Annotated in this window: 6 protein-coding genes and 1 pseudogene; 2 read left to right on the top strand and 5 right to left on the bottom strand. The window is 59.7% G+C overall.

What is annotated here, in order from left to right; translation table 11 throughout:
• Nucleotides 1–100: 100 nt before the first annotated feature.
• Together U5G49_RS25495 and U5G49_RS25490 are read right to left on the bottom strand one after the other, a co-directional pair.
• A pseudogene (locus U5G49_RS25495) lies at nt 101–695 on the bottom strand (hypothetical protein).
• 157 nt (nt 696–852) lie between these two features.
• A complete protein-coding gene (locus U5G49_RS25490; RefSeq protein ID WP_193443572.1) occupies nt 853–2,853 on the bottom strand; it encodes an AI-2E family transporter in 2,001 nt (666 codons plus the stop codon).
• A gap of 297 nt (nt 2,854–3,150) precedes the next feature.
• On the opposite strand from U5G49_RS25490, the gene U5G49_RS25485 reads away from it, so the two are divergent.
• Nucleotides 3,151–4,044 carry an alpha/beta fold hydrolase gene (locus U5G49_RS25485; protein ID WP_193443542.1) on the top strand — a complete coding sequence of 298 codons (894 nt, stop codon included), beginning with the start codon at nt 3,151–3,153 and terminating at the stop codon, nt 4,042–4,044.
• A gap of 451 nt (nt 4,045–4,495) precedes the next feature.
• On the top strand, nt 4,496–4,690 hold the full coding sequence (locus tag U5G49_RS25480; protein WP_018246390.1) for a hypothetical protein: 195 nt from the start codon (nt 4,496–4,498) through the stop codon (nt 4,688–4,690).
• 490 nt (nt 4,691–5,180) lie between these two features.
• Here U5G49_RS25480 and U5G49_RS25475 read toward each other — a convergent pair whose 3' ends face one another.
• The 3 genes from U5G49_RS25475 to U5G49_RS25465 all read right to left on the bottom strand — a co-directional run bounded on the left by U5G49_RS25475 (nt 5,181) and on the right by U5G49_RS25465 (nt 12,279).
• On the bottom strand, nt 5,181–5,438 hold the full coding sequence (locus U5G49_RS25475; protein ID WP_112908566.1) for a hypothetical protein: 258 nt from the start codon (nt 5,436–5,438) through the stop codon (nt 5,181–5,183).
• Nucleotides 5,439–5,606: 168 nt separating this feature from the next.
• Complete coding sequence (locus U5G49_RS25470; RefSeq protein ID WP_246288832.1) at nt 5,607–5,831, bottom strand: hypothetical protein; 225 nt, start codon at nt 5,829–5,831, stop codon at nt 5,607–5,609.
• Nucleotides 5,832–6,747: 916 nt separating this feature from the next.
• The gene (locus U5G49_RS25465; RefSeq protein ID WP_193443574.1) at nt 6,748–12,279 is read right to left on the bottom strand and encodes an AAA family ATPase; all 5,532 of its coding nucleotides are present in this window, start codon (nt 12,277–12,279) and stop codon (nt 6,748–6,750) included.
• Between the last annotated feature and the right edge of the window lie 516 nt (nt 12,280–12,795).

Here is a 12,795-nt window from a genome sequence, read left to right as displayed (position 1 = left end):
CCTCCATGTCTGTAATGCCGACCCGATCTTCAAGTTCGCCGAAATGCCTTCGGCGACCATGGGAAGGGATCGAAAACTGCGTTGCAGAGGTTCCGCCGCCTTAGCGGAGCAACCCATCGCGACTGAACTCTTCCCAGCCGAGAGGTTTCGAACGTGACGCATCGTCGGGGTCGGCATCAGGTTTCGAAGGGGTCTTGGCCTTGGTCTTCAGCGAACGCGTCGTTTCTCGACCGTAGCTTCAGCATCCTATTCGCGCCAGACTGTCACCAGGTGTCGGTCGAGGATGTCCTCCACCACGCGCGGGTCTAATACGTGGAAGGTAATTTTCCTCGCCCGCCCACGCAGCTTCACCGTGCGGGTTCCAGCGCTGCGCAAGCGCCCGTCGCTGAGCCAGCGATGTCTCTCGGTAGTAGAGCTCGTCAGGATATCCTGGATTTCAGGAGGGATCACAGGCAAGGTTTCGATGTCTTCGAGCACGTCGGAAACAACTGAGAAGCAGCACGGAACGCACTCTTAGCCGTTTCAGCCATCGCCAATGTCAGAGCACCCGCCTCGATTTCGAGCGACTTTCTCACCGCCAAAGGCAGACGTGCGCGAATTTCCATCAGAATCCCCGTCGCGCGAACGGATGATCCGAGCGTGGCTGCGGTCGATAGGGGCCACTCCTTGATCAGCTCCGCATCGTCGGTGGTCAAAGTGAGCTGATTTGCGAAGTTTAGCAACCGGTGGGCTTGTCGCACGGTCGTAGGCTTTACTGCTTCGGGAACTGCCCACGATTTGCTCACTATTGTTAGCTTGGTCTTACCGACTGACTGGGCGCATCTTATGGCGGCCTGACCGCCCCTTGGACACCTAAATCCCGGAGCGCGCGGCGGCTATGCCTGTATTCGAGGACCGCCTGGTACGGATCTTGCGCGCGGGCGTCACCAATGATGGTGGTGCATCTGCGAGTGCCTCGCGGGCAGCCGAGGTCAAGGTTGTGGCAACGAAATCCGCCTCCCCAAGCGCGGGCGGCTGCCTTTCCTCCTGGTTTTCCACCCAAAGGACCGCGCCGACGCGAATGGTTGGGTATATGCGCTTGAACCGACGAACAAGTATGGTGGCATGCCTTGCCGAGTCCTCGTTGAGGAAGCAAACTACGATGGCGTTCGATTGTTTCGGAACGAGGCTCATGGCACGGCGATTGGGGATGTCAGAATGCCTCGCTGCGACCACTTCGGCGCCCTGTACCTGAAGAATCTGGGCAAGCATCGCAGCCGACGCGTCGTCGAGGGGGCCTCTGCCTCCGACGCAAAAGACAGTCTTGCCCCGTCCGTCAGGTAGTTCGCTTTCATCCCGAATCCCTTCCTTGGGAGGGGTGCTGGGCCGACCTGCCGCTTCCTTCTCCTTCTCCTTCTGTTCCTCTTCTTCTTCCTCTTCCTGCTCTTCTTCCTCCGCGATTTCCGCAAGGTTCGAGACCAGTGTGATGGCGGTCCCAAACACCTGTTCCATCTGCTCCGGGGTCAAGACGCCTCGACGCCTATCCTTCTCCGCGAGTAGAAGGGCGGGAATGGCAACCTTGCCATAGTAATCCTCCAGATAATCCTCCTCGAGGAATTCCTCAGCGAAATCGGTCGCCTCATCGGGATCGCCGGCAAGAAGCCGCTGGTACAGCCGCTCCTTGGGATCGAGCACCGGGTCACTACCAAAAACGACCTCAAGGAACTCGAATTGCGGGACATACCGGCCCAACACTGCAAGACACACGGTCAGCGGCGTGGACAGCACAAGACCGACTGGTCCCCACAGCCATGCCCAAAAAATCGCCGCGACGATGATTGCCAGCGGAGAGAGGCCGGTACGAGAACCATAGAGCCAGGGCTCGATGACGTTGTTGCTGGTCAATTCCAGCACGAGGAAAATGGCCCCAACCCACAGAACAAGGCTCCAGCCAGGGTCAACTGCAAAGGCCAGGAACATCGGCAGAACCGTCGCGATTACAGGCCCGATATAAGGGACAAATCGAAGGACGATGGCTAGCATCCCCCAAAGCGCTGGATTTGGAATGCCAACCGCCCATAGTCCGAGCGCCAAGGGGACGCCATAGGCGCAGTTCACCACCAGCTGCATAAGAAGATACCGCGCGACGCGGCTACCTGCCTCCTGGATGGCTTCTGTTGTGCGATGCAGATCACCATAGCCAACAAGCCGGATAAAGCGATCGCGAAGCTCTTCCCGCTCTAAGAGCATGAATATTACGACGACGATGATCAAACCCAATGAGGCGATGGGGCCGAGCAGCGGACCAATCAGGCTAGTAAGCGTTTCAATTGGTCTAGTCGGCGCGAATATCTCAACGAGCACAGGCTCCCTTGGTCGTGATGCGGTACCGGGAGCAACTGGGCGCTCCTCGGCGTTGCTGAGCTCACGACCGACGCTCTCAACGACTGATGTCAGGCGCCGTACAATACCGCTATCCGTTCCACTTTCCTGGAGAGACCGAATTTTTGCTATGATGTTGCCTTGGTAGGCCGGAAGGTTCTGGGCGACTTCGGCTACGTGTCCTGCTACGACAAGCCCGAACAGGACGAGGACAAGAAAAGCGATCACGACAGTGACTATGACTGCCGCAATACGCGGCATGCCAAGCTTTCGAAGACGAGAGGAGATGGGAGCCAATGCGAACGTCAACAGCACTGCGATTGCTAGAGGAAGAAGCACTTCCTTGCCGAAATACAGAATGGCAATAACAGCGAGAACACTCGCGAAGGCAGGCATGCGTGAAGGGGAGGATGGCGAGGTCGAATAGACGCGGCGGGAGCCGAGGTCATTTTCCAATTCCGCCTCCGTGATCTTGGCGTCGCTCGAAGACATCGAGGTGTCGGTCGTTCTCACCAAGTCTTTTGAAATTAGGGCGCAGATTGGCCGCGGCAATGGTTGCGACGTACCTCCCTCGACGGGCTTTAGGGCATACGGTCCGAAAAACAGCGGCGCCGAGCCGGGGCGGGTCACGGTAGTTCGGGATCGCACAGGAGAATGCAAAACGAATGAGATCCTCTTTGCAGAGCTACTTGTGCGATCGTGCCTTCCTAAACCCGGTCAACCGCAAAAAGGCGTAGATCCCACCGCCTACCAGTCGGAACAATCGACTGAAAAGTACGTTGGGCGCGTATGAAGCATCCTTGTGCAAACGTCCCTCGCGTCGGCGAGCTTCTGCAAGTCCACGATCATAAAATCCATATGTTGAGAAGAAGTCGGGCGAACCGCCCAGAGGTCGTTTTCTTACACGGCTGCGGAAGCCTTGCCGAGGAGGTTGTCGCTCCTTTCGAAGTCCACGAGAACATCGGGATCATTGCACCTGATCGCCCAGGCTACGGCTTCAGTTCTCCACTACCTTCCGGAAGTCAGGGACCTCTCGGGCAGTCCTTCTGGCTCGAAACCTTCCTTGAGCATATAGGAGGCGGGCCGCGCGTGCTGGTCGGCCATTCTATCGGTTGCGCACCGCCACTTCTTCTCGCGCAGCGCAGGCCGGACCTCGTTAGGGCTATGTTGCTGATCGCACCTTGCTGCAGGCCAGTTCCTTTCAAGCCTTTCGTGCTGTTGCGTACGGCGATGATGCCGATGATCGGATCCACCGTCCGCCGCCAGATGACCACTCGCTGGCCGGAGGTGATTTTCCGCTCCGCGCTGCGAACCTCGGCCGCTCCAAATCCCGTACCGGAATACTTGGCAGCCTTGCCCGCGCGCCACATCGTGTCGTCGCCCACAATCGAGACCATGGTCGCGGAACTGTCCGCCTTCAACGCCGACATGGCCGCATTCGGGCGCCTCTCGTCCGACCTGCCTATAACCGTTGTCTTCGGCGACCGGGACGGGGTGATCGACTATCGGTGGCACTCGGCGTGGATCCAACGGAACCACGACCAGGCGGTCTTCAAAACGCTCAGGGGCGTGGGCCATTTGCCGCATCATGTCCGGACTGAGGTGTGTGTGGAACTGCTGGAGCTGCTCGTCGACACCGTGTCCATCGTGGAGAATAAGAGGACACTGGTGGCAGGAGGATGATCTTCTTCAAGCTGCTTTTTCCAAGTCCCACAGGCGCATCGATCTATCTGCGCCGCATCGATCATCTGACAGATGGAAAGCCGCTTCGATGTGGTCATCCAGACCTACGAGCGGAACTATGTGCCCCCCGCGACATCAGGTGCTGCTCGTTGTCAATGGTGGATGATGCGAGCTTTTGGAAGGCTATACGAACAGATAGCGTGCCTGATTCCAACGCATCTCTTCATTAGCGCGTACAAAAATGCTCTACTGTGAGCGCCTTCCTAAAGGCAACGAGCGGCCTGACTCTCTGTGGTGCAAGAGTTCCCTTACCACCCGCTGAATGCGAGCCCTCTGCCGAGCTGCCGCCTGACGTCACGAGCCTCGCGGATGTCCAAGAGCCGCCAGGCAGTCATGTCTGATAGATCGCTCACAACTGACCAAAGTCGTTACCATACGGAGGCCGTTCACGATGGCATCGCAAAGATATAGCCGTTGCAAGAACCTCAATATTTACTGGACGGTGTTCGATAAAGTCAGCGGACAGGCGGCCATCATCGATGGGTTTGTCATGGACATGCTCACCGCCGAGGAGGCCGACAACTTGGTCAATCTACTAAATCGTGGCAACCAAGTGAGCCTCTGGTGTTTTGTCGAACAGCTTTAAAAGCAACCGGCCATCCGCGCAGGCTCGCGGCTGTTTCGAGGCTATTGGCTCTGGGCCGTTTCGGAATAAGCTCTTGTCTTACACGCCCCTGGGAACGCGAACAGGTGGTCGTCGTCGGGAAACGGATTGGATTGCCAGATTGACCAGACTGAGGCTTGTTGTACCACTTCCTTGAGGTCAAATTGGACGTGCTGGCGGGCCTGCGTTGTTTCGATCACCCCGTGACCGAGCCGCCGCGGAAGCTAGAAGCTCCGCTTGAACGCCTGTGTCGCACAGCCCGTTGAATTCCACGAATTCCTTGATCTCAGGAACTAGACATCGTCTCGGCGATCGTCAAAGAGCGCGCCGGGCAGCGTTGGGCAGCCATGGCGACATCTTCTTCCAAAATTCAATTGCTTGAGGACGTTTCCATTGACGCAGACTTCGTTGATCGTGCTGCTGGATATCCCCGTTGGATCAATTCCCTTGGAACTTCGCGTAGACTGCCATTTCATTCAGCCGTTTGGCCGTGCATCGATATGCTTGGACTTGAATTCGCTCGGCAAAGAATATTGAGCGCGTCTTGCAATCTAAGGGCAGCCAGCGCCCTCGTTGCTTCCTCGGCTGGCCATCCGGCGGCCATTGCCGCCGAAAGCAAGGTGGATTCGGTGTGAAGCTCCAGTCTTTCGTAGAGGGGCTCAAGCGCCTCGCGGGCTGTCACAACGTGCTCGTCTGGGGGCGTGATCGGAGTCGGAGATACCGTCGGCATTCTGCGTCCTTCCCTAACGGTTTTGGAACCTGAAAACTCCCCATGGCTCCAACACACTAATGGCCAGCGAAGCCGGTGCGAGGATGAGCAGCTTGGCGAAGCCGGCACTTATGAGCAAACGTTAAAACAAAGTGTACAGGTCCACCATCATACTTGTGTATGCGGAAATTATACGACCGCAGCAAACAGGCGGGCGCTAGGGAGCCATACCAGGCTCGGCCACTCGTTTTCGAGCATGAAGCCCTCGGAAAACGAGCGCGATATCGGCGTCATGGTCGTCCATTCCAGCCGAGGGCATCTTATCGCGACGCGGGTGATGGTCGACTTTCCAGCGGAGACATCACGCGGCTTGCCGACTTCGATCAAGGACTCGTAAACCTCCGTATAAGTCATCCCCTCCTGTTCGCTACCCCGATCCTTCCTCCAGATCAATGGCGGGTCGGGCAGCGTCCTGCTACGGTCAGGGTACATTTCTTCCGCGCGGGATCAGACTCACTCGGGAGTTCATCACGCAGCGGGGGTAGTACCTGCATCAAGATCAGTCGGGACGACGGTTTCACCACACAAGGTGGCCGGGGAGCCTACGGGTCGCACCGTTTGCCTCTTCGTTCTTTCGCGTTCCTTCCAAGGATTGACGCCATGACACATGAACTCAACCGAATCGAAATCGATCTGGTCCCGTTGACCTTGTTTCCCAGCGCACATGGGAAAGCTTGGCCCTGGGCTCCGGGCTCTCCGCTCCACATGCCGCCAGATGGTTCATCATGGCCGAATACGGCCTTTGGGGCTCATTTGATGATGTTTTCCGTCATGCCATGCGAAACAATCACGCCTCCCTGGGGACAAGCTTTGCGCGCCGGGAGATCTGCTTTTACCCTGTTTGTGACCGGGACGCGGTTCGGTCTCTTGTGCTACTCCTTCGGGCTTTTCCGTCTTGTGGAGGACTTCGAGGATCTTTGCCCTTCAGTGAGTTCCGTGATTATGCATTAAGCCAAACGATCTGCGTCTTCGATAGGGCTTCTTGGTCCGCACCTGGATCATCGAACTTGGGGCGAAGCACCGTTTAGCTGGTGCGGACATGGTAGTGCTGCTCATCGCGTCCAGCTTCCCGTGGCACGATTTCGCCCCTTGCGATGCGCTTGTTGCTTTCTCCACTGCTGCCTCCATTCGCCCGCTGACCGCGTCATGAAGGTGAATTCAGTTTCACCGGCACCTCGGTCGTCTCGCGATGGAGAAGAGAGGCCCGCCGACGCCTTCACACTTCGCCGAGAGCAGCACTGGCTGCGAAAGCTTCAGCCAGTTGTTGGTCCTATTTTCCCGGCATTGTGATTTGGTCGGCATGCGTTGTGTGGATTTCGTCTCGTTCTAGAGGCAGGGTGAACAGAAACACTGCCCCACGAGGGTCATTAGCGGTGGCCCACATCTGGCCCCCGTGAGCCTCGATGATCGAACGGGAGATCGCCAGGCCCATACCCATGCCACTGGATTTGGTCGTGTAGAAAGCCTCGAAAATGCGGTCCATGCTTTGCGGGTCCAGGCCTGGACCCGAGTCGCGCACCCTGACGACCACGCCTCCCGAGCCTGTCCCGGTGCTGATCAGCAACTCGCGCTCTTCCTCATTAACGCCGTTCATCGCCTCGATGGCGTTCATGATGAGGTTTAGGATCACCTGTTGCAACTGGACACGATCCCCTTCCACCGACGGGAGGCTCCTCGCGAATTGGGTCCGCAGCGTGACGCCTTGCCGGAGCACTTCACTGCCGGTCAAGGCAATCACGTGACGAATGGCCTCGTTGAGGTCGAATTGCCCCTTGCGAGGGGGTTCTTTCTTGATCAAGGCACGGATCCGGCCAATGACATCGCCGGCTCGATTGGCGTTCTCGACAATCCGGCCGAGCGCCTGAGTCACCTCCTCCAGATTCGGCGGACGGTTACCGAGCCAGCGCAAGGCCGCCTGGGCGTTGGTGAGCGACGCGGCGAGCGGCTGATTGACTTCATGGGCGATGGAGGCTGTGAGCTGCCCCATCGTGGCGACGCGGTTTGCGTGGGCAAGTTGCCCCAGCGCTTCGCGCAAGGCCTCCTCGCTCTCCCGTAACGCCTCTTCGGCCTGACGGCGCTCCGTCAAATCGAGGACGAAAGAAACACCTTCGTTCCTGCTTTCTTCTAGGAGAGCACCGCCCATCAGCACGGGCAGACGGCTGCCATCTTTCCGAAAGTACTCCTTCTCGAAGGGTTGGACCGACCCGATCATCTTCAACTCCGCGACGGTCCGTTCATCGCGGTCGCGCCATTCGGCCGGTGTCAGGTCCGTCCAGCAAAGCCGACCCGAGGCAAGATCCTCTCGGTCGTATCCCACCATGCGGAGGAACGCGTCGTTGGCCTCCAGAATGCGACCTTCGATATTCCAGATGACGATCCCGATGATGTTGGCCTTGACGAGGCGACGGATCTTGGCTTCGCGTTCAGCGAGATCGCGGTACAACCGGGTATTCTCCAGTGAGATCGCTGCCTGAGATGCGAGCAGCTTCAGCACCACGATCCGGGCCGGCGCGAAGACCCTGGGGGCGAGGTTGTTCTCAAGATAGAGTACCCCGGCAGGTTGGCCCTGATTGAGCAACGGAACACAGAGAATGGAACGAGCCCGGTGCCGACAAATGTAGGGGTCCGTGGAAAATGGATTCTGAGCCATGGCGTCGTCGAGAACAACGCTTTCGTTTGTGCGCAAGACATAATGAAGGAGGGATTGCGGCAGGGTTGTCCCAGTCACGATCTCGTCACTCATCCGCACCACGACCGTTTCGCCGCCCGTCGTGGCCTCCGCCGTGATCCGTGACTCACCCCCACGCGGCAGGATCAACAGGCCGCGCTCGGCGCCCGCCTGCTCAACGGCGGTCCGCAAGATCGTGTCGATCAGCTTTTGAAGAACAATCTCTCCCGACACGGCTTGCGAGATTTTGATAACGGTAGCGAGATCGAGTTGTTCGACCGGTGCACCAATGGTACTCGTTGGAGGGGGAGCACGTTCTTCCCCTCTCAGGTCGGGATAGAGTTGGTCGAGTTGTCGCACCTTGCCGTCGGCACCCCAGCGCAGATAGCAGCCACGCGCGTTGCGGAGATAAAGACGAGCGAAGTCCTCGAAACCTCCCCGCGCATAAAAGCGGGCGGCGAGTTCATATGCGAGGGCTTCATGATGAACGAAGCCGTTTGCGCGCGCCGAGCGGATCGCATGTTCGTAAAGGCGCGCCGCGTCGATTTCGCGGCCTTCAAGGCGCGCTATCTCGGCGCCGACGAGCGCTGCTCGGTTCTCGAAGTTCTCCGGGCAATTCTTCGCATAGATTTCAAGCTGTCGGTGGTGGGCGACCAGAGCCTCCGTATGCCGCGCCCGCTGGTCGGCCGCGGTCGAGTCGCAGCATGCGGCGCGGGCCAAGGCGCCGTAGAAATGATGCTCCGGCGTTTCCTCAAAATGCGCCACCGATGTCCACGGCAGTCTCTGCGCCCGTAACGAGGCATCCACGGCCGCCTCATGGTCGCCCGCAAAGAACCGCGCCTGCAGTTTTCTGACAAAGTAGCAGATTTCCGCGAGATTCGGATTTTCGGAAAACCGGCGCTCGATCTCAACTTCGTCAAAACCGTCGTCATCAAAGGAGCCGAATTTCCGGGTCAACCCCCGCAGTGTCCGGACGAGTCCGAGCTGCGCGCTGGCGAGGTCCACAACGAACTGGAACCGCACCTCCCGCGCGAACGCGAGGCCAACCTCCGCTTGGCGGTGCACGTCGATAAGCGGATCGCCAGCCGCCAGCAGATTCGAGTTCAAGCTGACATGGCTGTATCCGGCAAACGTGAGGTCGCCGCTCTGGTTGGCGATGTCAAGCGCTCGCAGCAAGATGTCGCGGCCGATTCGGACATGTCTCGTCCACGGTATGACGTGGGCCCCGAAGTCTTTGTAAGTCCTGGCCTGAAAGCGATTCAGGTCGTGCGTTTCGACCAGTTGGCAGCCTAGCTGACCAAACCGGAATCCGGCCTCATAGTCGCCGAAGCGCGGCCCGGCAATATAGCCAAGCGACACATAATGGTAGCAGGAGCCGTCACTGTTGCCTCGCTCGAGGCTCACGTTCACAGCCAGGCAGATTGCCATGCATGCCAGATTCGCATCCGTGTGCCATACCGCCCCAACGAGCCGCGTGAGAATATCCAGTGTCGCGGAGGACGCTGGGTCGCTCATCAGCGGCAGGTCAATGAGCTCCTCGATCGCGTGGCTCCCGAGCCCCGACCATATCCGGTCGTATTCTCGTTGCACCTCCTCGTCGGCCGGATGCGGCGACCAGTCAACGCCGAGATGCTGCCTCAGGTAGTCGAGACCGACCGCGGCGGAGCGACTGGTCTGACCGAGCGCGGCATAGAGATCGATGCGCAGGCAGGCGACAGCAGCCTGGTCGTCGGAGCAGACAGCACGATTGGAAAGCCGTGCCAACCGTTCCTCCGCGTCCGGCAGCGCGCCCAGGTGGAACTCGCATTCGGCTCGGTTCAGCTCAAGCGCGAAGGTCAGCTGGCGCTGGCGCTCCCACGCGTCTTCCGGCAGCAGCGTCGTGCCGGCGACAAAGTAGTTGAGCGCCGAGGCGTATGCCGTCGACGCCTCGGCGCGCTTGCCAGCCAGCAGATTGAACTCGGCCAGTTGCTCGCGCTCCTCGGTCGACGTGATCAGCGTGGCTCCCCGATTGAGCTGGCTGACAATCTCGAAGACATAATCGTCAATCAACTCCGGCGCGGTGTTCGCCGCAAGCAGTCTCCCTATGCGAAGGTGCAACTCGCCGCGTCGCTCCTCCGGGATCAGCGAATAGGCCGCTTCCTGAACGCGATCGTGGACGAACCGGTAGGCGTCTGGCAGCCGCTCGAGCAGCTCGTGAGCGACGGCGGGCCATAAGGCCCCGGCGACTTGCTCCTCCGGGATCCCGAGGACGAGTGAAAGCATCGTGGTATCAGCGATGTTTCCAAGACAAGCGAACTGCTGCAACGCCTCCCGCGTTTCGAGCGGCTGGCGCGCGAGCTTGCCGACCATGAGGTGCACGACGTTGTCGGTGTATCCCTTGGCGTGAATGCGACCGAGATCCCAGGACCAGCATGCCGCGTCATGATCGAAGGTGAGCATTCCCTCCTCGGCGAGCGAAAATAGAAACTGACGGACGAAGAACGGATTGCCGCCAGTCTTGTCGTGCATCATTTGTGCGAGCGGGGCCGCACGATCGGGCTGACAGTGGAGCGCATCCGCGATCAACTGCCGGAGATGGCCTTTTGTAAGCGGCGCAAGCGTGATCTCCGCGACATTGCCGCCGGCGCTTTCGATCGCGCGAAGTGTCCGCATCAGCGGATGGGTGGCGCTTACTTCGTTGTCGCGATAGGCACCAACCAGCATCAGGTGTCGCAGATCCGACCGCGTCAGGAGGTCTTCCAGCAGATCGAGTGTCGCCGTGTCAAGCCACTGCAGGTCATCCAGGAACAGTGCCAGCGGATGCTCGGGCTGGGCGAAGACACCAATGAAACGGCGGAATACCAGCTCGAACCGCCGTTGCGCGTCCGGTGCCGGAAGTTCAGCCACCGGCGGCTGGTCGCCGATGATGAGCTTCAGTTCGGGGACGAGATCGACCATCAGCCGTCCGTTCGGCCCCAGCGTCTCTCTCAGGGTCTCGCGCCAGAGTGCCAAATCAGCGTCGCTCTTCGCGAGAAGCCCCCGGATAAGACTCTGAAAAGCCTGTGCCAGGGTCGCATACGGAATGTCGCGCTTGTACTGATCGAACTTGCCGGACGCAAACAGGCCGCGCGGCGGCACCAGAACTTTGTGGAGTTCATTGACCACCGCCGACTTGCCGATGCCGGAATAGCCAGAGATCAAGACCAACTCCGGCGCCCCGCTCAACACCACGCGGTCGAAGGTAGTGAGCAAGGTCTCGACCTCGTGGTCCCGCCCGTACAGCTTCTCGGGAATCCGCAGGCGGTCCGGGATATCGCGTTCGCCGAGCGGGAATGCGTCGGTCGGGCACCGCATTTCCCATTGGCTGAGACAGCGCCTCAGATCGTGCTCGACGCCGGCTGCCGTCTGGTATCGTTCCTCGGCCGTCTTGGCGAGCAGCTTCATGACGATGGCCGATACCGCCGGTGAAACATCCACCGCCCGCTCGTTGGGCGGCGTCGGTTGGCGTGCGATGTGGCAATGCACCCATTCCATTGGGTCGGAGGCGGAAAAGGGCAGGCTCCCGGTAAGCATTTCGTAAAGGGTCACGCCGAGCGCATAAAGGTCGCTGCGGGAATCGATCGAGCGGTTCATGCGCCCGGTCTGTTCGGGGGCCATGTAGGCAAGCGTTCCGGCGACCACTTCGGGCGGCTCGAGGGCCTGGCGCTCGCGGGAGAGGCGCGAGGCGATCCCGAAGCCGGTTAGCCGCACCTCGGCGCCCGTGCCCGTTACCAGGATATTGGCCGGTTTGATGTCCTTGTGGACGAGACCGCGCTGGTGGACCTTGCCCAGCGCGGCGGCGATGCCGATCGCGAGGCGCAAGAAAAGCTCCGGTTCCATCGCCGTTCCGAGCCGCCGGGCGAGCGGCTCGCCGCCCGGATCTTCAAGCACCAGCATCGTCTGGCCGCCTTCGCGCACCAACTCAAGCGGTCGCACCGCCCATGCAGAATCAAGCTCGTCCTTCAAGCCATATTCATGGTCGAGGCGGCCGAGGCTCGAAGGTGTCGGGTACTCGAGGGCCGAAAGCACGACCAGTACCGGGTTCCACTTGCCGTCGGCACCTAGGCGCCGTTCCCGCCGGAACACGCGATCACCGTCCTCCCAAAGAACCTCCAAACTCATCTCCACCAACGCCGAAGCAAGAGGATGTGCCTGCTTGCCGACTTCGGCATCTCGCCTGTCGGATCCGGCACTGCCATTTTCGTTTCGGAGATCCGTCCCGTCAAATTGGCCAAAGCGAGCACATATGACGACCGCGACCACTTCGCCATCTTCTTACCACATCTCGCCTGTTCGTCCCAACAACGAGCGGCCACCCGCCCGTTCGATGCGTGGTCCGCCTCTGCGAAAGACCGCCCAGCGGCTGCTGGGCGGTCGGGCGGGTCATGGACCCGCAGAGCTTCGGATGAAGGGAGCGCCGAAGCTTGGTGGGTAGCAACGGGGGGATTCGCTACCTGTCTCCGGAGGCAACGGATAGAGTCTAGCGACGGAAGGGACGACGGGAAATTATACTGTGGTTTCGCCTTCGCGATACTTTGGAATACCGGCACCGATACCCATCAGCGAACTTCTGCTCAGCGAGTCATGTCGGCGAAGTCGTCCTGGGCCTCAGTCGTGCCGTCGGTTGCGATT

The organism is Rhizobium indigoferae, assembly GCF_034554815.1.
GTDB lineage: Bacteria > Pseudomonadota > Alphaproteobacteria > Rhizobiales > Rhizobiaceae > Rhizobium > Rhizobium leguminosarum.
This window is presented reverse-complemented; position numbering and strand designations above follow the sequence as displayed.

Excerpts from the sequence above, each read along its gene's own strand:
- U5G49_RS25475 (WP_112908566.1), bottom strand. The coding sequence starts at position 5,438 with ATGCCGACGGTATCTCCGACTCCGATCACGCCCCCAGACGAGCACGTT.
- U5G49_RS25485 (WP_193443542.1), top strand. The coding sequence starts at position 3,151 with ATGAAGCATCCTTGTGCAAACGTCCCTCGCGTCGGCGAGCTTCTGCAA.
- U5G49_RS25470 (WP_246288832.1), bottom strand. The coding sequence starts at position 5,831 with ATGACTTATACGGAGGTTTACGAGTCCTTGATCGAAGTCGGCAAGCCG.
- U5G49_RS25490 (WP_193443572.1), bottom strand. The coding sequence starts at position 2,853 with ATGTCTTCGAGCGACGCCAAGATCACGGAGGCGGAATTGGAAAATGAC.
- U5G49_RS25480 (WP_018246390.1), top strand. The coding sequence starts at position 4,496 with ATGGCATCGCAAAGATATAGCCGTTGCAAGAACCTCAATATTTACTGG.